Annotated in this window: 30 protein-coding genes and 1 tRNA gene; 23 read left to right on the top strand and 8 right to left on the bottom strand. The window is 62.3% G+C overall.

The window, feature by feature from the left end; all coding sequences use genetic code 11:
• Positions 1-7: 7 nt before the first annotated feature.
• Both Q7S20_07360 and Q7S20_07355 read right to left on the bottom strand, forming a co-directional pair.
• A complete protein-coding gene (locus tag Q7S20_07360; protein MDO8501645.1) occupies positions 8-268 on the bottom strand; it encodes a hypothetical protein in 261 nt (86 codons plus the stop codon).
• Positions 265-765 carry a GNAT family N-acetyltransferase gene (locus Q7S20_07355; protein MDO8501644.1) on the bottom strand — a complete coding sequence of 167 codons (501 nt, stop codon included), beginning with the start codon at positions 763-765 and terminating at the stop codon, positions 265-267. The genes Q7S20_07360 and Q7S20_07355 overlap by 4 nt, the downstream gene beginning before the upstream one ends.
• A gap of 108 nt (positions 766-873) precedes the next feature.
• Between Q7S20_07355 and Q7S20_07350 the strand changes: the two genes are divergently transcribed.
• Positions 874-945 (top strand) — tRNA-Cys (locus Q7S20_07350).
• An 87-nt stretch (positions 946-1,032) separates the two neighbouring features.
• Here the strand turns inward: Q7S20_07350 and msrB are convergent.
• A complete protein-coding gene (gene msrB / locus Q7S20_07345) occupies positions 1,033-1,434 on the bottom strand; it encodes a peptide-methionine (R)-S-oxide reductase MsrB (protein ID MDO8501643.1) in 402 nt (133 codons plus the stop codon).
• 325 nt (positions 1,435-1,759) lie between these two features.
• Here msrB and Q7S20_07340 point away from each other — a divergent pair, with 325 nt between their 5' ends.
• Genes Q7S20_07340 through Q7S20_07330 form a run of 3 tightly spaced genes read left to right on the top strand, consistent with a single transcriptional unit; the run spans position 1,760 to position 4,555 of the window.
• Complete coding sequence (locus Q7S20_07340) at positions 1,760-2,518, top strand: hypothetical protein (protein MDO8501642.1); 759 nt, start codon at positions 1,760-1,762, stop codon at positions 2,516-2,518.
• A gap of 17 nt (positions 2,519-2,535) precedes the next feature.
• A complete protein-coding gene (locus Q7S20_07335; GenBank protein ID MDO8501641.1) occupies positions 2,536-3,696 on the top strand; it encodes a DUF5937 family protein in 1,161 nt (386 codons plus the stop codon).
• A gap of 43 nt (positions 3,697-3,739) precedes the next feature.
• Positions 3,740-4,555: an SDR family oxidoreductase gene (locus Q7S20_07330; GenBank protein ID MDO8501640.1), complete on the top strand. Its 816-nt coding sequence runs from the start codon at positions 3,740-3,742 to the stop codon at positions 4,553-4,555.
• Between the two features lie 8 nt (positions 4,556-4,563).
• On the opposite strand, the gene Q7S20_07325 is transcribed toward Q7S20_07330, so the two are convergent.
• Together Q7S20_07325 and Q7S20_07320 are read right to left on the bottom strand one after the other, a co-directional pair.
• Entirely contained in the window at positions 4,564-6,345 is a 1,782-nt protein-coding gene (locus tag Q7S20_07325; protein MDO8501639.1) for a glycoside hydrolase family 9 protein, read from the bottom strand.
• Between the two features lie 19 nt (positions 6,346-6,364).
• Positions 6,365-7,135, bottom strand: a complete 771-nt coding sequence (locus Q7S20_07320; protein MDO8501638.1) for a PIG-L family deacetylase — start codon at positions 7,133-7,135, stop codon at positions 6,365-6,367.
• A gap of 137 nt (positions 7,136-7,272) precedes the next feature.
• Between Q7S20_07320 and Q7S20_07315 the strand changes: the two genes are divergently transcribed.
• From Q7S20_07315 to Q7S20_07285, 7 genes are all read left to right on the top strand, one after another.
• Positions 7,273-8,250 (top strand): aldo/keto reductase, encoded by a 978-nt coding sequence (locus Q7S20_07315; GenBank protein ID MDO8501637.1) that lies wholly within the window; start codon positions 7,273-7,275, stop codon positions 8,248-8,250.
• A complete protein-coding gene (locus tag Q7S20_07310) occupies positions 8,250-9,587 on the top strand; it encodes an alkaline phosphatase family protein (GenBank protein ID MDO8501636.1) in 1,338 nt (445 codons plus the stop codon). The genes Q7S20_07315 and Q7S20_07310 overlap by 1 nt, the downstream gene beginning before the upstream one ends.
• 13 nt (positions 9,588-9,600) lie before the next feature.
• The gene (locus tag Q7S20_07305) at positions 9,601-10,509 is read left to right on the top strand and encodes an SDR family oxidoreductase (GenBank protein MDO8501635.1); all 909 of its coding nucleotides are present in this window, start codon (positions 9,601-9,603) and stop codon (positions 10,507-10,509) included.
• A 31-nt stretch (positions 10,510-10,540) separates the two neighbouring features.
• A complete protein-coding gene (locus Q7S20_07300) occupies positions 10,541-11,095 on the top strand; it encodes an RNA polymerase sigma factor (GenBank protein ID MDO8501634.1) in 555 nt (184 codons plus the stop codon).
• A complete protein-coding gene (locus Q7S20_07295; GenBank protein MDO8501633.1) occupies positions 11,088-11,759 on the top strand; it encodes an isoamylase early set domain-containing protein in 672 nt (223 codons plus the stop codon). The genes Q7S20_07300 and Q7S20_07295 overlap by 8 nt, the downstream gene beginning before the upstream one ends.
• Complete coding sequence (locus tag Q7S20_07290) at positions 11,756-12,934, top strand: glycogen-binding domain-containing protein (GenBank protein MDO8501632.1); 1,179 nt, start codon at positions 11,756-11,758, stop codon at positions 12,932-12,934. Before Q7S20_07295 ends, Q7S20_07290 begins: the two co-directional genes overlap by 4 nt.
• 111 nt (positions 12,935-13,045) lie before the next feature.
• Positions 13,046-13,783, top strand: coding sequence for a hypothetical protein (locus Q7S20_07285; protein ID MDO8501631.1), 738 nt, complete (start codon positions 13,046-13,048; stop codon positions 13,781-13,783).
• 17 nt (positions 13,784-13,800) lie between these two features.
• On the opposite strand, the gene Q7S20_07280 is transcribed toward Q7S20_07285, so the two are convergent.
• Complete coding sequence (locus tag Q7S20_07280) at positions 13,801-14,865, bottom strand: beta-N-acetylglucosaminidase domain-containing protein (GenBank protein ID MDO8501630.1); 1,065 nt, start codon at positions 14,863-14,865, stop codon at positions 13,801-13,803.
• 86 nt (positions 14,866-14,951) lie between these two features.
• On the opposite strand from Q7S20_07280, the gene Q7S20_07275 reads away from it, so the two are divergent.
• The 4 genes from Q7S20_07275 to Q7S20_07260 all read left to right on the top strand — a co-directional run bounded on the left by Q7S20_07275 (position 14,952) and on the right by Q7S20_07260 (position 17,524).
• The gene (locus tag Q7S20_07275) at positions 14,952-15,737 is read left to right on the top strand and encodes a zinc-dependent peptidase (protein MDO8501629.1); all 786 of its coding nucleotides are present in this window, start codon (positions 14,952-14,954) and stop codon (positions 15,735-15,737) included.
• Positions 15,738-15,950: 213 nt separating this feature from the next.
• Entirely contained in the window at positions 15,951-16,313 is a 363-nt protein-coding gene (locus tag Q7S20_07270) for a hypothetical protein (protein MDO8501628.1), read from the top strand.
• Positions 16,314-16,373: 60 nt separating this feature from the next.
• Positions 16,374-17,279 carry a WYL domain-containing protein gene (locus Q7S20_07265; GenBank protein ID MDO8501627.1) on the top strand — a complete coding sequence of 302 codons (906 nt, stop codon included), beginning with the start codon at positions 16,374-16,376 and terminating at the stop codon, positions 17,277-17,279.
• Positions 17,276-17,524, top strand: coding sequence for a WYL domain-containing protein (locus Q7S20_07260; protein MDO8501626.1), 249 nt, complete (start codon positions 17,276-17,278; stop codon positions 17,522-17,524). The genes Q7S20_07265 and Q7S20_07260 overlap by 4 nt, the downstream gene beginning before the upstream one ends.
• Here Q7S20_07260 and Q7S20_07255 read toward each other — a convergent pair.
• Positions 17,490-18,356, bottom strand: a complete 867-nt coding sequence (locus Q7S20_07255; GenBank protein ID MDO8501625.1) for a protein phosphatase 2C domain-containing protein — start codon at positions 18,354-18,356, stop codon at positions 17,490-17,492. The genes Q7S20_07260 and Q7S20_07255 overlap by 35 nt on opposite strands.
• 261 nt (positions 18,357-18,617) lie before the next feature.
• Here Q7S20_07255 and Q7S20_07250 point away from each other — a divergent pair, with 261 nt between their 5' ends.
• The 6 genes from Q7S20_07250 to Q7S20_07225 all read left to right on the top strand — a co-directional run bounded on the left by Q7S20_07250 (position 18,618) and on the right by Q7S20_07225 (position 24,119).
• A complete protein-coding gene (locus Q7S20_07250; protein ID MDO8501624.1) occupies positions 18,618-19,064 on the top strand; it encodes a hypothetical protein in 447 nt (148 codons plus the stop codon).
• Between the two features lie 115 nt (positions 19,065-19,179).
• On the top strand, positions 19,180-19,776 hold the full coding sequence (locus tag Q7S20_07245) for a hypothetical protein (GenBank protein MDO8501623.1): 597 nt from the start codon (positions 19,180-19,182) through the stop codon (positions 19,774-19,776).
• A complete protein-coding gene (locus Q7S20_07240) occupies positions 19,776-20,255 on the top strand; it encodes a hypothetical protein (GenBank protein MDO8501622.1) in 480 nt (159 codons plus the stop codon). Before Q7S20_07245 ends, Q7S20_07240 begins: the two co-directional genes overlap by 1 nt.
• Positions 20,256-20,352: 97 nt before the next feature.
• A complete protein-coding gene (locus Q7S20_07235) occupies positions 20,353-20,805 on the top strand; it encodes a hypothetical protein (protein ID MDO8501621.1) in 453 nt (150 codons plus the stop codon).
• A gap of 75 nt (positions 20,806-20,880) precedes the next feature.
• Positions 20,881-22,293 (top strand): Glu/Leu/Phe/Val dehydrogenase, encoded by a 1,413-nt coding sequence (locus tag Q7S20_07230; GenBank protein ID MDO8501620.1) that lies wholly within the window; start codon positions 20,881-20,883, stop codon positions 22,291-22,293.
• A gap of 104 nt (positions 22,294-22,397) precedes the next feature.
• Positions 22,398-24,119: a protein kinase gene (locus Q7S20_07225; GenBank protein MDO8501619.1), complete on the top strand. Its 1,722-nt coding sequence runs from the start codon at positions 22,398-22,400 to the stop codon at positions 24,117-24,119.
• Between the two features lie 9 nt (positions 24,120-24,128).
• On the opposite strand, the gene Q7S20_07220 is transcribed toward Q7S20_07225, so the two are convergent.
• Positions 24,129-24,443: a hypothetical protein gene (locus tag Q7S20_07220; GenBank protein MDO8501618.1), complete on the bottom strand. Its 315-nt coding sequence runs from the start codon at positions 24,441-24,443 to the stop codon at positions 24,129-24,131.
• Between the two features lie 334 nt (positions 24,444-24,777).
• Here Q7S20_07220 and Q7S20_07215 point away from each other — a divergent pair, with 334 nt between their 5' ends.
• On the top strand, positions 24,778-25,023 hold the full coding sequence (locus Q7S20_07215) for an Arc family DNA-binding protein (protein MDO8501617.1): 246 nt from the start codon (positions 24,778-24,780) through the stop codon (positions 25,021-25,023).
• The gene (locus tag Q7S20_07210; protein ID MDO8501616.1) at positions 25,020-25,433 is read left to right on the top strand and encodes a type II toxin-antitoxin system VapC family toxin; all 414 of its coding nucleotides are present in this window, start codon (positions 25,020-25,022) and stop codon (positions 25,431-25,433) included. The genes Q7S20_07215 and Q7S20_07210 overlap by 4 nt, the downstream gene beginning before the upstream one ends.
• Positions 25,434-25,442 lie beyond the last annotated feature (9 nt).

Below are 25,442 nucleotides of genomic sequence, written 5' to 3'. Positions count from 1 at the left end.
AGAGCGCCTAGCGGTCCTCGTCGTCCCCGGGCCTGTCGGCCTTTCGGCGATCGGCTTCCCGTCTGTTGCCGGACCGTACGCGCAGCCACCTCCATATCGCGATAAGTGCGATGGCGGCGAGAATCCAGTAAACGGGCTGAACGACGTCATGGAACGCCGGCATCGACCGCTCGAACGCAAAAGCCAGAGTGGCGACAATAACGCACGTGATCAATGGACCGAATAATGGGCCGGGGCTCCGTCCGTAGAAGAGGCGATGGCGTTTCATGCGATGGCCGGCGCCCGGGACGCGAGCTCGTGCAGAGGCTGACCGGTCATGCGAAACGTCGTCCACTCGTTCATCGGCTGTGCGCCCAACCGCTTGTAGAATCCGATCGCCAGATCATTCCAGTTGAGCACCGACCATTCAAGGCGGCCGCAGTTGCGGTCGAGTGCAATACGGGCGAGAGACGAGAAGAGAGCGTCGCCGACACCGTGTCCGCGCGCATCCGGCTTCACGAAGAGATCTTCGAGAAAGAGGCCGCGCTGGGCGAGGAAGGTGGAGTAGTTATGGAAGAAAAGTGCGAATCCAACTGGCTGTCCGCTCATGCGGGCGATCAGCACCTCGGCGGCGGGACGATCGCCGAACAGCGTATTCGTTAGCTTCTCTTCAGTGGCGACGCAGGCGTGGCGCAGCCGCTCATACCCGGCGAGGCCCTCGATGAACTCGAGGATGAGAGGAACGTCCTTCTCCTCGGCCGTCATGATAGTGATGTGCGGGCGCATGGGTGATTATCCATCGTGCCCGGACCGGTGTCAACGAGACGCAAAGGGCGACGAGTCGTGTCGCCGGCGCTTGAACGAGCCCAGGGGCGGGGGTAACTTGCGTTTTCCGGCGCCGTGGCCAAGTGGTAAGGCGGCAGACTGCAAATCTGCTATTCGTCAGTTCGATTCTGACCGGCGCCTCTCGAGCTATTACTACCGGACCCCTGACACAGGCTCGCGGAGGCGTGCGCGCGAATAAGCGCAACGCCAGGCGCTGAGCGCCGGTCTCTAGAGCGGCTTGTCGATCTTTTCGAGCGACGCAGAGTTGATGCAGTAGCGCAGGCCTGTTGGTGCGGGGCCGTCGTCGAAGACGTGACCGAGATGCGCGTCGCAGCGACTACAGTGAACTTCCGTGCGCTTCATGAACAAGCTGCTGTCCGTCTCCGTCTCGGCACTGTGGTCGGAGACAGGTCGTGTGAAGCTCGGCCAGCCGGTCCCGGAGTCAAATTTGTCGTCGGAATCGAAGAGCGCGTTGCCGCAACAGACGCAGCGGTAGAGGCCGGGCTCCTTCGACGCATTGTACTTGCCGGTGAACGCCGGCTCGGTGCCCTTCGTTCGGGCGATGCGAAACTGCTCGGGAGTGAGCTGCTGGCTCCACTCCTCATCGGTCTTCCGGATCTTCTCGCTCATTGGTCTCGTAGTGATTGGCGGGCCTGCATTCATTATACGCTGCGCCGCCCGAACCAGTTTGCAAGCGGCTCGCCAGAGACGTTCGCTTTCTGGCGCAGGGCCGCATATTAGGTTCGGCGTTGCACAGACCAGGGGAGATCTGAAGCCTATCGAGCGCCGGGCATGGATCAGGTGGACGACGACCGCAGCGATCTCTGCGGCGCTCGCATGCGGGCCTGCGAAGCCGGTTGTCGTCTATCTTCCGCCCACTGTCACGATCGACTCGACGGGCTCACCACGGCGGAGCACAAACGTCGTCTCGAAGAGCAAGACTTTCTGGGAGGCGATGTCGAGTCTCGATACCGGATTCGTAACCCGGCAGATGGTGACGGAGCCGCAGCGCGCATTCGCGCGGGCGCTCGGCCTGATCATGTCTGGGCAACCGGACGAAGCCGCTATGGCGCTCGACAGTGTGCGTGTCGCGTATACGGAAGATACGCTGGTGCATACGGCGTCCCGGGTTCTCCTGACCGCGATGCTGCAATATCAGGACAAGTGGAAAGAAATGGCCGAGCTGAATCGAGAAGGCCGGCACGAGGCTGCGGTGAACGACAAGGCGGACGTCGAGTCATGGGCATCGGCGTTCAAGAGCGTTCCCGCCAGGGAGGTAGCGTTCCCGGGGACTCCAGTGGTGCTGCCGCTAATTCTGTCCGCGTCGGGAACGCCGATGATCCCGGTGACGATCAACGGAAAGGAGCAGGTGTTCAATCTCGACACGGGCGCGCAGGAGACTTATTCGACTGACGGTCTGCTCATGAAGACGAAAGTGCGAACATTCGTCGGTGAACGGAGGCTGATCGGCGGATTCGCGGGGCTGTCAATTGTGCACGGCAGGTTCGTGGATGAGCTGCACCTGACGATGGCGGGTCAACCGCTGCTATTCCGGAAGCTGCTGGTGTTTGCGCCGGCGTTCTCGTCATTCGTGAGCCTGGACGGGATCCTTGGCAGCGACGTCGGGAAGGGGGGCGCGATAAGGATTGACGCGACGAACGGGCTGTTTCTGCTCGAGGGGCGGAACGACGAGGGATTGCGGATAAAGAGTTAGCCAATTATCTAACCAATATGGCTGATGCCTCACCGGAGTCTCTGGTCCAGATCATAATCACACCACGGTTCGAGGTGTTTTACGCGCTCCAGGTGCTGGAAAGCGGAGCGGGAGAGCGGCTGCTCGGATGGCGGCGCGAGATGGATCGCCGTATCTCGGCCCGCCTCCGAACGAGCCTCGCCAGCGTGGCGCCATCGCCGCTGATCTGGCCGCTTCTCGCCGATTCTCTGAGGGATGAGCACCCGGCGATAACGTTTCCGGAGATGATCGAAGCCCTCCGGACGATGGACACGGGCTCGTTTCAGCGAAGTGTTCTCGGGGGCGTGTTCAAGATGCCGGGCTCCGTGGACGGCCTGGTGTCCGGGCGGGTCACGTTGAGCCGCACGGTCGCACTGGAGTCGAAAACGCAGGAGCGCCTTCTGTCGCTGCTCGGTCTTCATCCGTTCTCGAAACGCGGCGGAAGCGCTGTGGCGTTCGGGAGAATCGTCGCCGAACCGGCAGCGTATCGCGGCGACGTGATCACCGTGATGGAAGAATTCTGGAAGGCCGGCTTCGCGGACACATGGAAGATTCTCGAGCATCAGATGCGCGAGTCGGCGCGCGTGATGAAGGAGGCGATCGAAAGAGGCGGCTTCGCCGCATTCACCAGCGAGCGGCGACTGCCGATCACGATGGACAATGGCGCCATCATCGCGGGGCGAAGTGGAACGCGGATTCCAATGAGCGCGGTGGTGGCGATCCACGTCATTCCATCCGCATTCAACACGGCCGCTCTGTGGGCGGCGTACACCGACTCGGACAAGCGGACGCGGTTCTTCATTCCCGTTGCCGATCCCGATCTTTCTCCGGATGCGCGGGCAAGAGCAAATCCAGCACTCGTTTTTAGTGCGCTCGGAGATACCACTCGCTACGCGATCGCCTCGACAATCGCCTGCACGCCGATGACTTCCGTCGAGCTCGCGCGCGTGTTCGGGGTTTCCAAGCCGACGATATCGCACCACGTGCAGCTGCTTCGCGCAGCGGGTCTCCTGAATGAGAGTCAAGGCGAGAACGGCGTCGTCCTGTCACTCAACCGCAGGGTGCTGGAAACAGCGTCTTCGGCCGCGGCGAGCGAGATGTTCGACGCGGACGAATTGCGCCAGGTAATCAGGCGCACCCGCAGAGCGAACAAGTCATGATGCCGCAACCGGCGGCGCAAACTCATAGGAACTGGAGCATCTGATGGGCTCGGCATTCGGTACCCGGATTCTCGATGGCAAGGTGGCGCTCATCACCGGCGGCGGCAGCGGCATCAACCTCGCGATCGCGCAGAGGTTGGCCGAGCATGGCGCGAGCGTGGCGCTGATCGGCAGGACGCAGGAGAAGCTCGACTCTGCGGCAAAGGAGATCGAGGCCGCGGGTGGCAGAGCCGCCGGATTCTCCGCGGACGTGCGTGACTACGACGCGCTCGCTGCGGCCATCGGCGCTGCGCGCGAGAAGCTCGGGCAGATTGACATCGTGGTATGCGGCGCCGCGGGCAACTTCCCGGCGCCCGCGCTCGGGATGTCGGCCAACGGATTCAAGGCGGTGGTGGACATTGACCTGCTCGGGACCTTCAACACATGCCGCGCGGCGTTCGAGCATCTCAAACGGCCGGGCGCGTCAATCGTCAACATCTCGGCGACGCAGGCCTTCGTCCCGATGGCGATGCAGGCACACGTATGCGCGGCGAAAGCAGGAGTGGACATGGTGACGAAGACGCTGGCGCTGGAGTGGGGGCCGCAGGGAGTGCGCGTGAACTCGATTGCACCGGGGGCAGTGGACGATACCGAAGGAATGAAGCGCCTCGCTCCCACGACGAAAGCGCGTGAGATCGTGACGAAGATGATTCCATTGGGCCGGTTCGCTGATAAGGGAGAGATCGCGGACCTGGCGCTGTTCCTCTGCTCGGAGTCGGCGAGATTCATCACCGGAACCGTGATGGTATGCGATGGAGGACAATCGCTCGGCAACGGGTTCTCGTCGTTGCTCGATGGAATGATGCCGAAGCAGGTCTGAAGTCGTCGCTATCTGCCGCTTGCCATCGAGGCGAAGAGATAAGTCAGGTTCGCGGTCCCGTCCATGATTGGCTCGTTCGTTGAATAATCGCCGACGTCGTCGTGATAGACGATGAAACCGGTGTTGAATGGAGCGTACTCGTCGGCGTTGTGAAGACTGATGCCTCGAAGATTTCCGTAAATCGAACGATACACTGGGCCGTCGAGCATTCCGCCGGTGAGCTGAAGTCCCATCCTGCTGGTGATCACCGCATGCGGATCGTGCGCGAAGGTGCCCGATCCCGGAAGCCCGATGATCATCGAGACTCCCCACGGATTCGTGCCAAGAAGCCAGTCCAGCGCAGCCGCCTCGTACTCGCGGAACCTGTTGTCGCCCGTCATCCTTCGGTACAGGTAAGCCTGTGTGGCGAAGCTCGCCATCAGATTGCTCGAGCACCAAATGAACGGAACGCCGACGCGGAATCCGTTGCCTGCGCGCGCGACGACGGCTTCGAGCCCTCTTCTATAGAAGCTCGCCATCTGCGCTTTCTCGCCCGCTGAGCCGTGGCGCCACACTTCGTAGTGACCGTTGTTGTGCCACGGGTACCACTGGTAATGATTGGCGGTGTCCTTTCCCATCCATGGGGTAATGGGCTCGTTGCGCGCGTCCACCAGAGCTTCTCCCAGGAAATGCCGCTGTGCCGTGGCGCCGACCAGTGAAGCGGCGCCGAGCTCCATGTCGTCGTGCCAGTTGTCCTCTTCATAGAAGTAGGGAGAGCGGCCGGGCGCTGTCTGGCAAACGCCCGGATATTGGCGTCCCAGACGATAGGCGGCGAGCGCCCTTGTCCTCAGGGTTTCGGCGAAAGAAGGATCACTCTTCGCGAAGACCGTCGCGGCGATGCCGAAAGCCGATGCGTACTTGCCAGCCGTGGAGGCATATCCAGTCGAACGGTTCTTCGCGCTGAAAAGTCCCTGCGGCTTTCCGGTGCATGGATAGACCGGCCTGTCCTTTCCCTTGCCCCAGCCGTAATCCGACGAATCTCTCCACGGAAAGTCGAAATACATGTGGTCGCGGTCATCGGCGAGCTGGTTGAACATGTCGTCTTCGCCAGGATACATGCGTAGAAGCCAGTCGAGCCCATGCTTCGCTTCGTCGAGAACGTCGGGAACCCCGTTGGCTCCGGTGAGACCGCGCGCGTCGAACTTGTCACCAAACGCGTGCGGATTGTCGCGATAGGCCATGAGCATGACGAAAGTCGCGTTGGCCGATGTGGTGACGTACTGGAGGTAGTCGGATGCATCGGCCCAGCCGCCGGAGACGTTGATGAACTCGTTCGTGCGCGTCGGATGATCGACGATGCGTCCGTCGTACTTGTGAATGGAATCCTTCACGACCGTGTTGAATCCCGACCGCTGCTGCCGCATGTAGACGAGCAGCGTATCGGCTGCGCCATCGTATGCTTTTGCGGTGATGTAGACCGGAGGCGATACCGCACTGCCGGCTACGATCGTGTACCGGCCCGGCTTCCGAAACGCCGAAAAGTCGAGACGATGCGTGGACGCACATGCGGCAAAGGAGCCAGTCGTCTTCGCCGAGCGCGGGCCAAAGACCGTGCGGCCCTCGCCATCCTGGAGCGTGAAGGTCCGAATCGCCGTCGAATCGAGAGAGCAGGCGACGGCGGTCTTGGGCCCGGCCGGGAGATAGCCGAGCTGGTTGATTCTGATGAAGATGCGCTGCGGTGCCTGCGCCTTCAGCGAAGGGGCGAACGCTGCGAGCATCAGAAGGGCGACGACGGAGCGGGCGTTTGTCATGGTGCCAATAATCGTCGTCCTACGGCAGCGAATCCAGCACTCTCCGTTTTCCGAACGCATCGATGTCGAACGCAATCGCGCGCTGCTTGCCGGCGACAGCACCTCGTACTACCGCGAGGGCATCGTAGTACTCGAGATATCTGAAGGACGAGATTCCTCCGCGGACGAACTCGTACTTTGTGACCGCATCCCTCCACTGGTCTCTCTCCGCGGATACATCCACGGAGATGTATGGCTTGAAATCCTCCGCGTCTTCCCAGTTCTCCGCGTACCAGATGCCGCGGATTCCCCGGTGAGCCGGATGCACGGTGACGACTCCTTCGAGGGATGCGAGAAGCACAGCATCCTGTACGATGGCGCTTGTTCTCGAGTGATCCTTGTGGATGCTCTTCTGCCAGTGGGTCATGACGTACTGCGGCTTCACCTGTCGGATCAGGTCGGCGACGTATCGTCGCACCTCCTCATCATTCGGCAGCTCGCCGTCCTTGTAAGGCGCGAAGAGCGCTTCAGCGCCGATGACCGAGTCGGCAGCCAGGGCCTCGCGCCGCTTCTGCGCGCCATACGCTGACGGTGACATCTTCGGGTTGCCGCCTTCGCCGAGTGTCATGTGAAGAATCACGATGCGGTCTCCGGCTTTGTGCTGCTTTATGAGCAGCGCGCCGGTCGTCAGTTCCATGTCGCCGGCGTGGGCTCCGATGGCGAGGATCGTACGCGGAGGCGAGGTTGGAGTCTGCGCGCTCGCGCCGCCAGCCATGAATGCCACGCCCAGGGGCAGCCAGGTCCATTTCATGAGGCGGGAAGCTACGCCAGGGGATGTTATCCAGGGAAGAGTTCCGCCGTTGCCGACCCGTCCGGCTGGCACCTGCAGCACAGCCGAATAACTTTTAAAATCTGCGTTGTCGTGCGAGAAGGTCTGAACCAGGAGACATGATGCAATACGCACCACTTGGCCGTAGCGGTCTGATGGTGTCACGTATCTGCCTCGGCTGCATGAGCTACGGCGATTCCAAGTGGCGGCCGTGGGTGCTGGATGAAGCGGACGCGAAGCCCTTCTATAGAAAGGCGCTCGACCTCGGAATCAATTTCTTCGACACCGCCGACATGTACTCGATGGGTGTCAGTGAGGAGATCACGGGGCGCGCGCTGCGGGAGATGGCGAACATGGAAGAAATCGTGCTCGCCACCAAGGCCCACTTCCCAATGGGTGAGGGTCCGAACATGGGCGGGCTGTCGCGCAAGCACCTCGTCCAGGGATGTGAAGCGAGCCTGAAGCGGCTTGGCGTCGAGACAATCGACCTCTACCAGATTCATCGATTCAAGGGTGATGTTCCGATCGAGGAGACTCTCGCCGCTCTCGATCACCTCGTGCATCAGGGAAAGGTGAGATACATCGGAGCGAGCTCCGGCTATGCCTGGCAGATGGCTAAATCTCTGTCCGCTTCCGAGCGCAACGGGTGGGCGCGGTTCATCTCAATGCAGAATCACTACAACCTCGTGTATCGCGAAGAAGAGAGGGAGATGATTCCTCTTTGCGTTGACGAAGGAGTCGGCGTCATTCCGTGGTCGCCGCTGGCGCGTGGGAGACTCGCCCGCACGACGCCTTCGCCAACTGAAGGAACCACTCGCGCCGACAACGATCAGTATGCCGTAGAGCTCTACGATTCCCCGTCGGATCTCGCGGTCATCGCCGCGGTGCGCCGCGTTGCCGATGGGCTGAGCGTGAAGCCGGCGGAGGTGGCGCTCGCGTGGCTCCTGTCGAAACCGGGTGTCGTTGCACCGATCGTTGGAGCAACGAAGATGGGACACCTTGAAACGGCAGTGAAATCGCTCGACCTGACGCTCACGAGCGATCAGGTGAATGAGCTCGAAGCGCCGTATCTGCCTCATGCAGTAAGAGGACATTGATGAAGCAGGCAGCGGAGGGCACGTTTCCGAGGTTTTCGGCGGGACGCCATCCGCGCACGGCAATCGGCATCTCGAAAGACAGCGCCACTCTTTACCTTGTAACTGTGGACGGCCGCAGAGAATCCGATTCCGGAATGTCCCTGGTGGAGATGGCGGGCACGATCACGCGGCGCGATTTTCTCGCGCGCATGGCGATTGCGGCAGGCGCTACGGCGCTGGGCTGCACGGATTCGAGCGGACCTGATCCTGATCCGACGCCGGGGACGCTCGATCACGTGATCGTCGTGACGATGGAGAATCGCTCGTTCGATCACCTCCTGGGTTGGGTTCCTGGTGCGGACGGCAAGCAGGCGGGGCTAACGTATCCAGATCGCAACAACGTTCCAATTCCGACGCATCACCTGACGGATTTTCAGGGATGCGGCTTTGCCGATCCGGATCACTCATTCCAGGGCGGGCGCGCAGAGTACAACAACGGGGCGTGCGACGGCTGGCTGCGCACGGATGGAAATGACATCTACGCCATCGGCTACTACCAGGCGGCCGACCTGCCTTTCCTCGGTCAAGCCGCTCCAAAATGGACCGTACTCGATCGCTATTTCTGCCCAATCATGGGGCCGACATTTCCCAACCGGTTGGTTTCGGTCGCAGGTCAGACTGACCGGTTATCCAACACACTGGTCGCGAGCACTCTCCCTACCATCTGGGACCGGCTTTCAGCCGCGGGACTCACGGGACGCAACTACGGCAACTCGCTTACCACATCCACACTGTGGGGGAGCAGGTATGCATCCATCATCCATCCGATCACGTCATTCTTCAGCGACGCTGCGGCCGGCGCTCTTCCCAGCGTCGCGTTCGTGGATCCCGATCTCTCCGACGACTTCAGCGACAGCTATCATCCACCAGGTGACATCCGGAACGCAGAGGCGTTTCTTGCGAGTGTGTACAAAGCCGTGACCACGAGTCCGTTGTGGAGCAAATCGCTGCTCGTGCTGACGTTCGACGAGTGGGGCGGATTCTACGATCATGTGGCGCCGCCGGTGGCGCCGATTCCACCGGGCGAGCGCGACATCGGCAACATGGACGGGCTTCGCGGATTCCGCATCCCGACGATTCTCGTGTCGCCGTTCGTGAAGCAGGGACATGTGTCGAGCAAAGTGTATGACCACGCGTCCGTGCTTCGGCTGATTGAGTCGCGATGGAGTCTCCAGCCGCTGACCGTCCGCGACGCCAGCGCGAACAACCTGATGGACGAACTCGACCTCACGCAGGCCCCATCGGCACCGCCGGTGATCAATGTTCCGGCAGGTCCGTTCGGAGCATGCTGCGCGTAACGGAGATGATCTCATGATCCTGATCGTCGGCGCTACCGGAACACTCGGCGGCAAAGTAGCGCGGACGCTTCTGGCGAATGGCCAGCCCGTGCGCGCAATGACGCGTGAGCTGGCGAATGGGGACAAGCTGCAATCGCTCGGTGCGAAGATCGTCAGAGGCGATCTGCGGGATCGCGAGTCGCTGGACTTCGCGCTTCGCGGAGTCAGCACGGTGATCGCGGCCGCGCACTCCATGCTCGGCAAGGGCGAAGACGCGAGCGAACTGGTGGATGACGCGGGTCATCGCGGGCTGATAGAGTCGGCGAAGCAAGCCGGCGTGCGGCACTTCATTTACACTTCGGTGGTAGGCGCCTCGCCCGATCATCCCGTGGATTTCTGGCGCACCAAGGCAAGGGTGGAACGATACCTCCAGGACAGCGGGCTGACGTGGACGATCATAAGACCGACCGCGTTCATGGAGATTCACGCGTACCAGCTCATCGGCAAGCCCGTGATGGAGGGGAAGCGCGTGGTGCTGTTCGGCCCGGGAAGAAATCCGAGGAATTACGTCGCTGCGGAGGATGTTGCCAAGGTTGTGGTCGGTGCGCTTCAGATACCATCGCTGCGAGGAGAGATCATCGAAGTTGGCGGGCCGGAAAATCTCACCGCGCACGAAATCGTGCAGACGTTCGAGCGCGTGAGCGGGAGGAAGGCGAAGGTGACTCACCTCCCGCTCGGCGTGGTGCGCGCACTGTCACGCGCGATGAAGCCGCTGCATCCGGGAGTAAGCCGCGTGCTGCGCGTGGGAGTGATCAACGAAACTACGGATCAGACGTTCGATCCATCGCTGATGAGATCGCGGGTGCCGGTCACGCTGACCCGGCTCGAGGACTGGGTGCGGAGCCGCGTGCAGCAGGTGTCCGTGTCCGGTTTGGCATTGTGACCCGGGTTCGCCCTGGGCGAGTCTATATGACATGAGGGCTCTCGACGGCGTGTCCGACGCCGATGTGATTCAAGCCGTGCTCGACGGCAACACGGACGCATTCGCGATAATCCTCGAACGCTACCGCGACAACTACACGCGCTTCGCTGTGCGCGTGCTCGGCAGCGGGCAGGATGCGGACGATGCATTGCAATTGGCGTTCATTCGCGCGTTCAGGAATCTTTCCGGGTGCCGTGACCGCGACCGGTTCTCCGGATGGATGTATCAGATCGTCGTGAACGAGTGCCGCACGTTCGGCGCGAAGCGAAGCCGGCGCGAAAGCATGCTGGTGCGCGATCCGGAAGTGCTGGCGAAGCGCGCGGTATCGAGCCCGGCGCCGGATACAACCGAGCTCGAAGAGATACAGCGCGCGCTCGATCAGCTTCACTCTTCGTACCGTGAAGCGTTCGTACTGAAGCACGTGGAAGACCTGAGCTACGAAGAGATGTCTGAGCTGACCGGTGTCAACGTGTCGGCGCTCAAGATGAGAGTAAAACGCGCATGCATGCAGCTGCGCGAGATATTGACGGGAGTGCACAGTGACTGAACGCTTCGACGATTATCTGCGCAGCGACGACGACATCGTGGCGAGAATAGCTGGTCCGCTGAAGACGCGCGAATACCTCGATACAACCTTCGATGCTCGTGTCATGTCGGCGGCCCACGCCGAAGCTTTGAAGAAAGCGGATGCCAACTATCGGAGCCGCACTGATCCGGCTGACGTCAGGCGCGGATGGTGGATTCGCCCGCTGACCATGGAGGTCTCACCATTCAGGGGAGCACTGCTGGCGGCAGGCTTCGCCGGCATATGCTTCGCGCTCGGCGCGGCATTCAACGCGCAGCTCGTGCGCCGGGAAAGCCCTGTTGTCGCATCGGCGCCCGCGGCCGCGACGCATTCCGACACCGTACACATCGTGAGATTCGTCCTTCGCGCGCCCGACGCAAAGAGCGTGTCGCTCGTCGGTGATTTCAACTCGTGGACCAAGGGCGCGACGGTGCTAGCCACGCCACGCGGCGATGGGACATGGGTGGTTTCGCTTGCGTTGCCTGCGGGCAGGCATGAGTACGCGTTCATCGTGGACGAGAATGACGGTCGCGGACAGCGATGGGTTGCGGATCCGCTCGTGAGCTCCCGCATGGACGAGTTCGGCACCGAGAGCTCGCTTCTGGAGCTTGGATCCGAATCCGCGTCAGCCGGCTCCGCGGATTGAGATCACGATTCACTCGTAACGGTGTGATCGGACGCCTGGCGTTCGTCTCTCTCCTTGTCGGAATAACGGGCCGGCCGGTGGCGGGCGCGCAGGTTGTGAGCGGCGGCATCGAAGCCGGTGCGGTCAAGATGCGTTACGCCGACAGCGTTGATGCCACGGCGGCCGCGCTCACACCATCACTCCGGATCGAATCCGGCAACGCGACGCTCGGCGCGGCCGCGACGTACTCGCAGTTTTCGTCCGGCGAATGGAGTGGACAGGGAACGGTTGCCGGCTCTGTATTCACTCCCCGCTCGGGACCACTGGCGGCCGAGGTGGCGGGTTTCTTCGGCGGCAGCGCACACCAGGACGGCGGCAGAACGACGCAGACTCTCGGTATCGGCCGGCTCCATCTCCTCGGCGAAGCTGGAGGTGTGTGGGCAGGAGGTGGGCTTGGTGCAGCATGGGATGGAGCCGTCTGGCGAAGTGTACGGCAGGGCGAAGCCGGCGCGTGGGCGCGTATCTCCGATTCGTATATCACGGCGACATTCACTCCCGTCGTCGTGGAGGATTCCATTCGCTACTCCGATTCGCAGCTGGAGTACAACATGGCCGGCCCTCGTCTTGAGTTGAGCGCAACCGCCGGTTTTCGCAGTGGCGACAGGCTTCCAACGATTGGGGGGTCGGCCAAGGGTTGGGGCAGTGCTCGCGCTACGGTGTGGCTGACGCGGTCCGTTGGAATCGTCGGAAGCGGCGGGATGTATCCCGTGGATTTTACGCAGGGATTCCCGGGCGGGCGATTCGCTTCGCTGGGATTGAGATTCTCGTCCGTACGGGCCCGGACCTCTGCCGCGGAATCGCGAGCTTCGCTGATCACAGCAGATCCTGAAATCGCGATGCCATCCCGCGCGGAGGTGCGCGAGCTCCGGATCTCCAGCGTGAGCGCGGGCATGAGGACGATCACAGTAGATGCCGTCGCGAAGCGGAGTGTAGAGATCGCGGGCGATTTCACGGACTGGAAGCCGGTTCCTCTCACAAGCGACGGAAGTGGACAGTGGAGTGTGTTGCTTCCCATCGGGTCCGGCATGCACGAGATCAACGTTCGTGTGGACGGCGGCCAGTGGCTCGTACCGTCCGGACTCGCGAGCAGTCGGGATGAATTCGGCGGATCGGTGGGAATACTGATCGTGCGCTAGCCGCGCGGCAGGGCAGCGGTGAAACCGAAATTGATGTGACCCGGCGTCCGTTTCCCGGAGTCTATTGCAAGGAAAGAAGTACGGCAGTGTTTCTCAGTCGAGGTAAATGCAATGACACACAAGCGAATGATTACTGTGCTGGCAGCCGCGATCGCATTCATGGCGGGCAGCGTGGCAGCTCAGACGCCGGCGAAGGATCCTTCGGACCGGCTGCGTGAAGTTCTTCCACCCGATGTTGCGGCGCAGGTATTGGCGACGATCGCGGATGCGAGGGCGCGGAGTCTCCCGGCACAGGCACTCGAACAGCGGGCTCTGAAGTTCGCGGCCAAGGGAGTGGATCCGAAGGCCATCGCAAAGTCCATCATGCAGCAGGAAGAGCGGATGGAGAAAGCGAAGGATGCGCTCGACAGGGAACGCGGACGCTCAAATGGCGACGAAGTCGAAGCGGGTGCGGAAGCTCTGCGAAAGGGAGTGGATGGAGCCGCGGTGAGCGCGCTGGCGAAGGGCGCACCTTCGGGACGGTCACTCGCCGTTCCACTGTTCGTGATCGGCAGTCTCGTGGATCGCGGGCTGCCATCCGACGATGCGCTGGCACGGGTATTGGAGAAGCTTCAGGCGCGCGCGAGCGATGCGGAGCTGGGCAAGCTGGCCAGTCTCCCTGATCAGGCGGCGATGGGACAGTCGCGGAAACCGACAACCACCGGACGGCCTGCGACGGCGGGCACAGGCGTGGGAGCCGGAGCTGGTGTCGCCGGTCGTCCGGCCGGCGGACCTCCCGCGGGTGTCCCAGCCAACGGCGGCAAGGGAACGCGCCCCACGACGAACCCCGGCAGGGGAAAGAAAGGATAGCACAGCGGCCGAAGTCGCTATTGAGTCTGAACGATCTCGTCGGTGATGCGGTATTCGCCGTTCAACCAGGCGATGATCTCTCGTGCTCCATTGTGCTCGACTCCTTCGTATCGCTCGCGAAGGAGTCGTTCTTTTTCGCCGAGCCGGTCGAGGCCGATGTCCTGGAGCGTGAGCAGGTCTTCGCGTACGCGCATGCCAAGATCTTCGCCGAGCACGTCCACGCATGCGCGTCTGAATGATTCACAGTACTCGTATGCGTTGCCGAGCCGGTAGCTGTCGGACAGGGTGAGCGCGGGGATGCGGTTGAGCGTGGGCTGGAGTGCCGGGTTGATACCGTGGGCAGCGATATGGTCGGCCATCGCAGCCGGGCGTCCCGTGAATCCGCGCAAGTGAAGGTACTGCGACATCCGTTGACCGTCGTTGACGGGGTAGTTATCCCAGATGAACGGCTTTCGTCCAAGCTGCCCGGTTACGCGCGCGAGATGCCCGGGTGAGTACTGTCGCGAAATGACTTCCTCTCCAGTCCACATGATCTCGATCGTCGAGTCGAGCAACTCGCCGAGATCCTCGGCATAGTTGTCGGGGCGATTGCCAAAGACGCGGTCGAGGATGGGATCGTCGGAGTAGTAGCTGGGGCAGACGATGACCCGTGTCGCCGTGGTGCGCGTGACGCACCAGTGTACGATGTCCGTTTGCCGCGTGGCGAGATCGGGAACGTCGCCACGCATGTCATCGAAGAGGATGGCAAGGTCCTCGACGCCGATGTCGTCGAAGAAGGCGAGCTTGCGGGCGAGTGAATCTCGCGCCGGGTCGTCGAAGTTGTTGAAGAGCTCGTACGGGCTGAGTCCGACACCGAAGCGCACACCGTTTTCACGGCAGTGTGTGGCAAGCGCTTCGAGTTTCAGAGCGATATGGTCGGGATGTGATTCCTGCCACCGCCGACGGAGGAACGGGTCGGCCTTCGGTGCGTAGAGGTAGAAGCGATAGCCGTGCGGTGCGAGGAACGACACGGTTTCCGCACGCGCTTCCCACGTCCACGGCTTTCCGTAGAATCCCTCGATTATTCCGAGCTCGGGTTTCATGAAGAGAAATCTCCGAGCGGAGATGTCGAAAGTCCAATCGCGATCCATGTCCTTCGTCTGTCGTGCCGAGCGGGTAAATTGCTCGCATGGCATTCGGTCTCGGAGCTGGACGTCGGCGCGCTGGAATCCGTGCCCGACCGTTCCCGGCGGTGTGGCGCGCGATTCTCGAGCGGAACGTCGTCGTATTCCTGCGCTTGCCGCCGGAGGATCGCGCTGAGCTGCTCGGCCACGTCCAGGTATTCCTCGACGAGAAGCACTTCGAGGGGTGCGGCGGGCTGGAGCTCACGGATGAGATCCGAGTCACGATCGCGGCCCAGGCGTGCCTGCTACTCCTGCATCGTGAGACTGACTACTACCCACACCTGAAGTCGGTTCTCGTCTATCCCAGTGGTTACCGGGAAGATGGCGAGCGGTACATCGGAGGTGGCATCTGGGAGGACGGGCCGGAGGACCGGCTCGGGCATACGGCGCGTGAGCTCCGCGCGCTGGTGCTTGCGTGGGATGCAGCGAGCCGCGGTGCGCGCGATCCGAGCGACGGCCAGAATGTGGTGCTGCACGAGTTTGCGCATCAACTCGATTTCGAGAACAGGAGCGCGGACGGAACTCCGGATCTCGACACACACGCCGGGTATCTCGCGTGGGGAAGGGTAATGAGCGCGGAGTTTACGGCGCTCCGGCATGCCGAAGAGTCGGGCATGCCGACTCTTCTCGATACGTACGGCGCAACAAATCCTACCGAGTTCTTCGCTGTCGCGACGGAGGCGTTCTTCGAGCGGCCGCGCGCGCTCAGGACGACGCACCCGGAGCTCTATGCCGAGCTCCAGAAATTCTATCGGCAGGATCCGGTGACGTTCTCTTCGGAAGTCGAGTGAAATGCGTCTTGACCCGGCCGGGGTACCCGACTAGTTTTAGTTCATAACTGAATTGTCCGACCCGTTATAAATCGGGTGTGTTGCGCGCTTTGAAGAACAGCTTGGCGAGCGCAGCGTAAACGGAACTCGCCTAAAGCGTCGCGAAGGCCTACCGTCATATAGACATATAGACGGTGGGTTTTTTTGCATTTGCCCAATTGAACGGAGACATGGATGAATCCGCTTGGCTACGAGCACCGGAGGCAGCGACCCATTTCGCGATCGCGGTTTCTGTTGCGGCTGGTGACGCACGCGATTGTGGCTCAGGTGATCGTCGTAGTGTCGCTGGGTGCGGGAATGGTGGGTTATCACCATTACGAGTCCATGAACTGGCGGGACGCCTATCTCAATACCACGATGCTTCTGGGCGGAATGGGCCCCGTGAAGACGGAGCTCACCGAGCAGGGGAAGGTGTTCGCGGGGACGTACGCGCTGTATGCGGGGCTCGTGGTCATCGTAGTGGTTGGAATCATGATTGCGCCGGTGATGCATCGTGGGCTTCACCGGTTCCACTGGGCGGCGGAGGGGGAGGAGTGACGGAGAACGTGAGGTGTGAGTGTGGCGGCATGTCAGAGGGTACTCTAAGATTGAATCCTCATGTCTCCCCGTGCCTCAAAGCTTCAACGCTGGACTGACCTCCTCGCCGCGCTCCTTCGCCGCCACTACCCGGCAACGTTCGACGATCTCGCGCGGGACATCCCCGGCTATCTGGATTCCTCGAAGAAGAAAGACGCCCTTATGCGCATGTTCGAGCGCGACAAGGATGAGCTGCGCTCGTTCGGCATAGCGATCGAGACGCAGCAGATCGAGGACGGCGAGGCCACCGGCTACCGCCTCGAGAAGAAGGGCTTCTATCTCCCGTACCTCTCCCTGGCTCGCGAAGGCAAAGGCGCGTCGCAACGCCGCAAGCCCGACAAGTACGGCTACCGCGCACTTGGCGACCCTGTTCTCACGGAAGAAGTGGACTCCGCGATTCGAAAGCTCGCGTTCGATCTCCCTCTCCGGGACGTCGAGTCGGTGTCCGACCCGGAGCGAGCCGTCCACGCTGCCGCTCCACGCGATAGCGTATTCGAAGCCATGAACGACGCCCTCACCCGGCGGAAGTCGGTGACGTTCGATTACCGCACGATGGCGACGGACAAGAGCAGTCGCAGAACGATCGAGCCGTACGGTCTCTTCTTCCTCAGCTCACACTGGTATGTCGCGGGCCGCGATCCTGACCGCCTGGAGCTCCGCAACTTTCGCCCGATGGGTCTCACGATTCACGAGCTCTGCGCACTCGAGCTTGGCCTGGCGATGCTGCGCGCCGAACGTCCTCCGGATGAGACCGTGACAATAGATCGCGCGCGCGATCGGCTGCGGAAGGTGATCGCAAAACTGCCGCCGGACCACGAAGAAGCGGGACAACGCTACGCCGAGCTTGCACCGAGTGACGGATTGCCGTTTCTGACCGAGCTGCGAAAGGGAAGGGACTGCAAGTGGATGCCGCGCAGTCGGGCATGAAGGTGCGCTACTCGGCGAAGGTCGCACGGTGGATTGCCGAGAGAGAGGGGATGCAACCAGATGCGGATGGCTCACTCACGATAGAGCATCCGCTGGCGGACGCGGAGTGGGGAGTGCGTCACGTGCTTCAGTACGGGCCGGATGCGGAAGTGCTGGAGCCGCAGTCGTTGAGGGAAGACGTGATAAGGCGGCTCGATGCGATCCGCCAGGTCAGTCCTTTCGCAGCGGCGCACGCCCGGCGATGATCGTGATGTTGTCAGATCCGCCGCGCTCGAGTGCGAGATCGAGCAGATCCTTCACCAGCTGCTCGGACGACTTCATGTTCCGGATAGCGGCGGCGATCTCGTCGTCGGCGACATGCTTGGTGAGGCCGTCGCTGCAGAGAAGAATCAGCGATCCGCGCTCGCTGATGTCGAGTCGTATTACGTCGGGCAGCGCTTCGTCAGCGCCGATCGCGCTCGAGAGCACGTGCTTGAATGGCGACGCCGCAAGGCGCTCAGGGGGCATCAGTCCCTGATCCACGAGGGCCTGCCCGATTGTCTGATCGTGCGTCACCTGCCGCAACTCGCCTTCGGAATAGAAATAGGCGCGGCTGTCACCCACCTGAACGATATACATCCACGGCCAGACGGCGATGCCAACAGTGAGCGTGGTCGCCATCTGCTTGTGGTCTTCTCGAAGCGCAGCCTGCGCGCGTACGGCATCGTGCGCCTCGAGGGCAGCGGCATTGAGCGAGGCAAGGAATTCCGTGTCCGTCGCCGAGCCGGCAGTGTGGTAAGAGCGGAGAGTGCACGACACGTAGCGCATGACCGCCTCAGTCGCAAGACGGGCGGCTTCACTGCCCGCGGCTGCTCCTCCAACGCCATCGGCAAGTACGAGTACCGTCGCCAGCCGGGTACCGAGTAAGGGCAACCGGTCGGTGGTCGGCAGGCTCGTGCTATGGATGACGACATGCGGATGGACGGTCGAAACGAGGAAATGATCCTGGTTCTCGGCCCGCACCTTTCCCTGGTGCGTGATGCCGAAGAGATCCAACTCGTCGTCTGACGGTCTTACCGAAGGTGCGCAGTGCGGCATTGCCAGCCATGAGTGAAGCGAACCGACCTCTCCTGCTCGCTGGTACCATGCACCAACCGGCTCTGGTCGGCAAGGAGCCCGGCAGGGCGTCTCACGGGTGGCCGGTTGCGCTTCGATCTCTCCCCGTTCCGGATCGGTCGTTTCGGGTCGCCAGCTTGAGGGACGGCCGACCGGAATCTGCTCTTTTCCGCCACTGCCGGAGACCCTACTATTGTCGTGCGTTTGCTGTCCCGCGTTCACCCTTTTCAACGGAGCCACAGCATGGCCATCAACAGGGAGAAAGTTCTGATCGGCGGCTTCGTCGCCGGCATCGTCCTCAACGTGATCGACTATCTCTCGTACCACGTCATCCTGGGCGCTCGAATGGCCGCGGAGGCGAACGCGTTCAAGGCAGGACTGGGTGACCAGATGGCAGACATGAGCGGAAGCCAGCTCGCGACCTACCTCCTCATGTATTTCATCGTGGGGTTCCTGGTTGTATGGATGTATGCGGCGGTACGTCCGCGATTTGGGGCAGGCCCGAAGACTGCCGCGTACGTGGCGATAGCGTTCTGGGTGTTCGGTCTCATCACCACTGCGAGCTACATGCAGATGGGGATAATGTCGTCCGGTCTATGGTGGACGTCCGGGGGTCTCTGGCTGGTGGCGCTTCTGCTCGCGGCGGTTGCCGGCGCGGCCCTCTACTCAGAGGAAGGGGCTACCGCGTAAGGATGAGTGTCAGAAGGTCCCTGGCCCGAACAGTATCTTCGGGCCAGGGACTGAGACTTCAGCTGCCGTCTCAAGAGGCGTGGAAATATCACCTACAAAGTAGGTATATTAAACCATGACTCGTCATCAGTTCAGCCTCGCTGTGAACGCCGATGAAAAGTGGGTCGAGAACACCGGGCGGCTCCTCGGACGGCGACTTTCACACACGCAGCGGGAAGCGCAGTGGCTGGGTCTCGTGCGCGTGCTCAATCATGAGCTTGGTCTTACGCTCGCACGATCCGCCCAATTGGCGACCGAGACTCTGCGGTCCCCGCCCTGGACACGCGAGGTCAGGCTTGGAGGTGACGCGTCAGGCAGCGCCTCGATCGCCGTGGATCTCGCACGGTACCATTCCACGCACATCGCGGCGATGTCGGCGGCCCTGACTCTTGCCGGACCTCGCAAGAGAGGCCGACCATCAGCAGCGAGTACGCCAGGTCGTCCAGCGGGATCCGGGGTCCGGAAACGAGCGACGCGTGAAACCACCCGGGGCGTTCTTGCACGCGCGAAGGAGTATGGCGTCGATCTGGACGCGCTCCGTGACGGTCTGCGGGATTCACCGGCGGAGCGACTACAGCGGCTCGAAGAGAACGCACGCTTCGTTGGCGCAGTGAGAAACGCCACTGTGGTGAAGGCGCAAGGGAGGAAGCCTGTCAGGCCTCGAGACCGCTGATGAGCTTCGCCACAATTTTAGGGGGTCTAGAATCCGCACGCGTGAAGTTCGTGGTGATCGGCGGACTTGCGGCTGCCGCTCATGGATCCCGGCGGGTGACCGACGACGTGGATATCTGCTACGATAGCTCGCCCCAGAATGTGAGAAGGCTTGCCGGGCTGCTGGTGGAATGGGAGGCGTATCCGCGTGGAATCGAGCGAGGCCTGCCGTTCTTCATGGACGAGCGACAGTTCAGTGTCACGCCCTTGATGACTCTCACATCCCGGGAAGGGTTCCTCGACGTTTTCGACACGGTGAAGGGAGTGGGCGATTACGAGAAGTGTCTCGCGCGGTCGATAGAGATATCCGCATTCGATATCCGGTTCCGAATTCTCGATCTGCCTTCACTGATCGACGCAAAGCGCGCTGCCGGGCGGGCCCGGGATCTCGACCAGATCCCAGAGCTGGAAGCGCTTCTGGCGTTGAGGCAGTCAATGTAAGTGGAGCAGCGAAGAAGGCGGCACATCGCTTGCCGCATCCAGCTACCGGGAATGTTGCTATGATCAAGTCGTTTGTGACTTCGAACTGGAGGATGCGATGATGCGGTTGCCAATGCGCTTCACACTCGTGGCGCTCGCGGTGGGTACGGTTACGCTCGGAGGATGCGGCGGTCTGCTGGGGCGCGGCGGCGGCTCACCTCGCGAATACCAGATCACGATCAACAGGCAGGCATACAACCGGGGCAACACCGGCGAAGCGACAATCAGGAACGCGTCGGACAAGACGCTCGAGTACAACCTCTGCCAGCGTCGTCTTGAAAGAGACGTGAACAAGTACTGGGTTGTAGCGTTCGAGTGGCCGACGGCAGGAGGTGCCTGCACATCGGAGACGAGGACTCTCACCAAAGGCACATCGGTCAACACTCTCTTCGACATTCCGACCGGAGTGCCCACCGGCACCTACCGTGTGGTATTCACCGGTCTACTCGGCGAAGACGGAAGAACGGTATCGTCAGATCGAGCGGCTACGCCATCATTCGCGGTTCGCTAGGAAGCCGGATACCGAAGGCTCGTGCCACTGGTAAATTCATCGCGCATGTCGCTGCCATCCCGAGAGGCGAATCATATGACCAGTCAGCACATCCCGATGTTTGCGCAGGTCAACAAGTACTTCGACAAGGCCGCGGCCTACCTCGACCACTCTCCCGGTTTGCTGGCGCAGATCAAGGCCTGCAACTCCGTCTTCCGGATGAGCTTCCCGCTCAAGCGCGACGACGGGACGATCGAGGTGATCCACGGATGGCGCGCACAGCACAGCGTGCACCGGCTGCCGACGAAGGGCGGGATCCGTTTCGCGCCTCAGGTGGATGAAGACGAGGTGTCTGCTCTTGCCGCGCTCATGACCTACAAGTGCGCACTGGTGGATGTGCCGTTCGGGGGAGCGAAGGGCGCGGTGCGCATTGATCCCGCGAAGTACTCGGTTGATGAGCTTGAGCGAATCACCCGGCGATACACATACGAGTTGTTCGCGAAAAACCTGATTGGGCCGGGGATAGATGTGCCCGCGCCTGATTACGGCACGGGTCCTCGGGAAATGGCGTGGATTGTCGATACGTACGCGACACTTGCACCGGGACAGATAGACGCGCTCGGCTGCGTCACCGGCAAGCCCGTGACGCAGGGTGGTGTGCGCGGGCGGGCGGAAAGCACGGGGCGGGGCGTGTACTTCGCGTTGCGTGAGGCGTGCAACTATGCCGAGGAAATGAAGCCGCTCGGGTTCGTCACCGGCCTCGACGGGAAGACTGTCGTCGTACAGGGGCTCGGCAATGTCGGATACCACGCGGCGAAGTTCATACGGGAAGGCGGCGCCACTATCGTCGCGCTGGCCGAGCGTGAGGGGGCGATCTTCTCTGAGAAGGGGCTCGATGTGGAGCGGGTGGCGGCGCACCGGAAGGAGACCGGCTCGATACTCGGCTTTCCTGGCGCTCGCGATATCGCGAAGACGGGAGATGCGCTCGAGCTTGAGTGCGACGTTCTTGTTCCGGCAGCGCTGGAGAACGTGATCACTCCCGAGAATGTGGATCGCATCAAGGCGAAGATCATCGTCGAGGGAGCGAACGGTCCGATCACCGCCGACGCGAGCGAGAAGCTGTTGGGGCGCGGAGTGCTCATCATTCCCGACATCTATACCAATGCTGGCGGAGTGACCGTCTCGTATTTCGAGTGGGTGAAGAACCTCTCGCACATGCGGTATGGGCGAATGGAGAAGCGGTTCGAGGAGCGGAGCAATGAGAGGATGCTCCAGGGCGTCGAGCAGCTCACGGGACAAAAGTTCTCTTCGGAAGCGTTCGGATTCGCGACCGCGGCGGCGGGTGAGGAGGAGCTCGTGAACTCGGGGCTCGAGGAGACGATGATTGCGGCGTACGCGGAGCTGCGAACGATTCAGAAGGAGCGCGGAGTGGATTTGCGCACGGCTGCGTTCATCGATGCGATCGGGAAGGTGGCGATGGCGTACATGCAGCGGGGGATTTTCCCGTAGGGCAGGTCGCGAATTCAGTAGTCGTCAGCGGTTCCGGCCTTGATCGTGGCGGATGCGGCTCGCCAGGCCTATAGTTAGTCCGTTGGCAACCCGGAGTGAACCGCTTGACCGACCCGGTCGACCGTCTTAAGGCCGCACTCGCCGACCGCTACCCCATCGAGCGTGAGCTGGGCCGCGGTGGCATGGCCACGGTCTACCTGGCGCAGGACATAAAGCACGGCCGCCGTGTCGCGATCAAGGTACTGCGCCCGGAGCTGGCCGCGATGTTGGGCGCCGAGCGATTCCTGCGCGAGATCGAGATCGCCGCCAGGCTCAGCCATCCCCACATTCTCCCGCTGTACGACTCGGGCCAGGTTGACGGGCTGCTCTTCTATGTGATGCCGCACATTGAGGGGGAGTCGCTGCGGGACCGGCTCGATCGCGAGAAACAACTCCCCATAGACGAGGCGGTGCGGTTGGCGCAGCAGGTTGCGTCGGCGCTTGACTATGCCCACCGGCGCGAGATTGTCCATCGCGATATCAAGCCGGAGAACATCCTCCTCCACGAGGGCCTTGCGCTGGTCGCGGACTTCGGCATTGCGCTCGCGGTGCGCGCGGCGGCTGGCGAGCGCCTCACCGAAGCCGGCCTCTCCCTCGGCACGCCGTACTACATGAGCCCGGAGCAGGCGATCGGCGACCGGCCGATCGACGCGCGCAGCGACATCTACTCCCTGGGCTGCGTGCTCTACGAGATGCTGGCGGGCGAGCCGCCCTTCACCGGTTCCACCGTACAGGCGGTGGTGGCGCGGATCCTCACCGAGCAACCGCGCGAGCTCAGGTCGGTGCGCGAGAACGTGTCGGTGGCGCTGGAGCGCGTCGTCGCCAAGTCGCTTGCGAGACTCCCGGCCGACCGCTACGCCACGGTGGCCAAGTTCAGCGAGGCGCTGGACAGGGCCGGCGCGGAGCCGTGGGGCGCTCCGACCGCGGTGATAGGCACGGCCTCGGGCGCCACTGCCGCACCGCTTGCGGCTCCGCCCCGCCGGTCGGTGTTCGCGCGACTCGCGCCGGCGCTGGTGCGGAGCGCGCCGTGGATCGTGGCTGTGCTCGCCCTCGGCCTGGCGGGGTGGGGCTGGCTGGGCCCGCACCTCGCGCAGGTCGGCCAGGATGCCGCGGAGGTTTCCACCGAGGAGTTCCAGCGGATACTCGCTGAGGACCAGGTCGTCGTACTCGACACCCGGCCGCACCTCGAGTATTCGATCAGCCATATCCCCGGCGCGCGCAACGTCGCCGCCCGTCCCGGGGTGCCGATGTCCATCTACGTCTCCGATGTTGCCGAAGTGAGCCGGCTCGTCGGTGGCGATATGAACAGGACAATCGTGCTCTACTGCAATGGCCCGTTCTGTCTGAAGAGCAAGCGACTTGGCGACGAGCTCGTGATTGCCGGGCACAAGAACATCCGTCGCTATCAGCTCGGCATTCCCGTGTGGCGGGCGTTTGGTGGTGTCACCGTGATCGAAGCCGACGGCCTCCGTCATGTCCTTGCCCTCGACCGCACCGCGGTCGTGATCGACGTGCGCGACGCCGACGCCTACCGCGACGGCACGCTCCCGGGTGCCCGGAACGTTCCGCGCAACGGCGTGCTCGAAGGCCGGGATGTCGGTGAGATCCGACTGGCCAAGGACGATGGACGGTTGCCGATGCAGGACCACAACACGCGTATCATCGTCATCGGTCGCACTGCCGGTGACGCCCGCTTCGTCGCCCAGGCCCTCACGTACGAAGCGTTCCATAACGTCGCGTACTTTCCCGGCACCTTCGAGGAGGCGAAGGCGGCGCTGGCGCGGTAACTCTCGCCGTCAGAGGCCGCTCGAGCGCTCTTTCAGGGACCGGAGGGAGTGAAGACGCGCTTCTAGCGGGACTCCGCGAGCCGTGACCCTCTCCGGGAATTGGAGGTCAGCCGGCGTCAGTCTATCCAGCGGTGCTCCGAAATCCTCCAGAGCTCGCCACGCCGCCTTCGCATTATCCAGCGTCGCCCGAACCCAGAGGTCGATATCGCCCGTCGCGCGCGGCAAGCCGTGAACCGCTACCGCGTAGGCGCCAACAAGCAGATAGTCAACGCGTCTGGCGTTGAACGCGGACAATATGTCGCGGAAGTCTGGATTCAGCATCATCGAGCCCCTTGAATGCCCAGGCGTCGAGTGCGAGCTGCCACATCATGTTCAGCCGATCGGCCGCCGTGTACCCCGTGTGGTCATCGTTCTCGGGGTGATGAAGGTCACGCAACCTGAGTATTCGCGCTGAATCAGGCATGCTGAAATATAGCCGACCTGACAACATGAGGCCTGTCATCCATTCTACTTCCGTCGTTTCAGCAGCGGCTCGAGCTTCCCAGGCACTTCATCCGTGGTCTCACTCGATAGCGAGCAACACCTCGGCTTCCCGCTATTGAGTCTTACAGGCAACGCATCCATATTGCATCCAAGACGCATTCAACAGAGGTCCGGGGTGGCGACACTGACAATCAAGAATCTTCCTGATTCTCTCTACGAGCGGCTCAAGGCAAAAGCCGCGGAACATCGGCGAAGCATAAACAGCGAAGCGATTCTCGCGGTCGAGCGGGCGGTGGCCGATTCCGGTGCGCTTGAGCCCGAGGAGATCCTCGCGAGTCTTCGTCACGCCCGCGTCCGACTCAACCGGGTGTTCGTTACGGATGCGGCCCTTCGCGCGGGGCGGACTGACGGTCGTGCATGATCGTCGCTGATGCCAACCTTATCGCGTACCTGATTCTTCCGGGTGAACGAACGGAGCAGGCGGAGGCGGTTCTGCTCAAGGATCCCGTGTGGGTGGTCCCGGTCGTGTGGGCCAGCGAGCTGCGGAGTGTGGTGAGTCATTACGTGCGCAGCAGAAGTCTGACCGTAGCGCAGGGGTCGGCGGCGATGGAGCGCGCCGCTGCGCTGATCGGTGGCCGGGAAGCGCCCGTCGATTCGCGTGAAGTTCTGGAACTTGCGCATCGATCGGGGTGTTCCAGTTATGACTGCGAGTATGTCGCTCTCGCGGTCTCGCTGGATGTAGCGCTCGTTACCTCGGACAAGGCAGTGTTGCGGGCGTTTCCGCGAGTGGCAGTCGCTCCGGACGATTTTCTGGATGAGCCGACGACTTGATTAGCGGGT

The organism is Gemmatimonadaceae bacterium, from assembly GCA_030647905.1.
Taxonomy (GTDB): domain Bacteria; phylum Gemmatimonadota; class Gemmatimonadetes; order Gemmatimonadales; family Gemmatimonadaceae; genus UBA4720.
Note: the sequence above shows the minus strand (reverse complement) of the source record. Positions and strands in the feature narration are given on the sequence as shown.

Coding starts and splice junctions, on each gene's coding strand:
- Q7S20_07360 (MDO8501645.1), bottom strand. CDS start 268: ATGAAACGCCATCGCCTCTTCTACGGACGGAGCCCCGGCCCATTATTC.
- Q7S20_07355 (MDO8501644.1), bottom strand. CDS start 765: ATGCGCCCGCACATCACTATCATGACGGCCGAGGAGAAGGACGTTCCT.
- msrB (MDO8501643.1), bottom strand. CDS start 1,434: ATGAGCGAGAAGATCCGGAAGACCGATGAGGAGTGGAGCCAGCAGCTC.
- Q7S20_07340 (MDO8501642.1), top strand. CDS start 1,760: ATGTCGAGTCTCGATACCGGATTCGTAACCCGGCAGATGGTGACGGAG.
- Q7S20_07335 (MDO8501641.1), top strand. CDS start 2,536: ATGGCTGATGCCTCACCGGAGTCTCTGGTCCAGATCATAATCACACCA.
- Q7S20_07330 (MDO8501640.1), top strand. CDS start 3,740: ATGGGCTCGGCATTCGGTACCCGGATTCTCGATGGCAAGGTGGCGCTC.
- Q7S20_07325 (MDO8501639.1), bottom strand. CDS start 6,345: ATGACAAACGCCCGCTCCGTCGTCGCCCTTCTGATGCTCGCAGCGTTC.
- Q7S20_07320 (MDO8501638.1), bottom strand. CDS start 7,135: ATGAAATGGACCTGGCTGCCCCTGGGCGTGGCATTCATGGCTGGCGGC.
- Q7S20_07315 (MDO8501637.1), top strand. CDS start 7,273: ATGATGCAATACGCACCACTTGGCCGTAGCGGTCTGATGGTGTCACGT.
- Q7S20_07310 (MDO8501636.1), top strand. CDS start 8,250: ATGAAGCAGGCAGCGGAGGGCACGTTTCCGAGGTTTTCGGCGGGACGC.
- Q7S20_07305 (MDO8501635.1), top strand. CDS start 9,601: ATGATCCTGATCGTCGGCGCTACCGGAACACTCGGCGGCAAAGTAGCG.
- Q7S20_07300 (MDO8501634.1), top strand. CDS start 10,541: ATGAGGGCTCTCGACGGCGTGTCCGACGCCGATGTGATTCAAGCCGTG.
- Q7S20_07285 (MDO8501631.1), top strand. CDS start 13,046: ATGACACACAAGCGAATGATTACTGTGCTGGCAGCCGCGATCGCATTC.
- Q7S20_07280 (MDO8501630.1), bottom strand. CDS start 14,865: ATGAAACCCGAGCTCGGAATAATCGAGGGATTCTACGGAAAGCCGTGG.
- Q7S20_07275 (MDO8501629.1), top strand. CDS start 14,952: ATGGCATTCGGTCTCGGAGCTGGACGTCGGCGCGCTGGAATCCGTGCC.
- Q7S20_07270 (MDO8501628.1), top strand. CDS start 15,951: ATGAATCCGCTTGGCTACGAGCACCGGAGGCAGCGACCCATTTCGCGA.
- Q7S20_07265 (MDO8501627.1), top strand. CDS start 16,374: ATGTCTCCCCGTGCCTCAAAGCTTCAACGCTGGACTGACCTCCTCGCC.
- Q7S20_07260 (MDO8501626.1), top strand. CDS start 17,276: ATGAAGGTGCGCTACTCGGCGAAGGTCGCACGGTGGATTGCCGAGAGA.
- Q7S20_07255 (MDO8501625.1), bottom strand. CDS start 18,356: ATGCCGCACTGCGCACCTTCGGTAAGACCGTCAGACGACGAGTTGGAT.
- Q7S20_07250 (MDO8501624.1), top strand. CDS start 18,618: ATGGCCATCAACAGGGAGAAAGTTCTGATCGGCGGCTTCGTCGCCGGC.
- Q7S20_07245 (MDO8501623.1), top strand. CDS start 19,180: ATGACTCGTCATCAGTTCAGCCTCGCTGTGAACGCCGATGAAAAGTGG.
- Q7S20_07240 (MDO8501622.1), top strand. CDS start 19,776: ATGAGCTTCGCCACAATTTTAGGGGGTCTAGAATCCGCACGCGTGAAG.
- Q7S20_07235 (MDO8501621.1), top strand. CDS start 20,353: ATGATGCGGTTGCCAATGCGCTTCACACTCGTGGCGCTCGCGGTGGGT.
- Q7S20_07230 (MDO8501620.1), top strand. CDS start 20,881: ATGACCAGTCAGCACATCCCGATGTTTGCGCAGGTCAACAAGTACTTC.
- Q7S20_07220 (MDO8501618.1), bottom strand. CDS start 24,443: ATGATGCTGAATCCAGACTTCCGCGACATATTGTCCGCGTTCAACGCC.
- Q7S20_07210 (MDO8501616.1), top strand. CDS start 25,020: ATGATCGTCGCTGATGCCAACCTTATCGCGTACCTGATTCTTCCGGGT.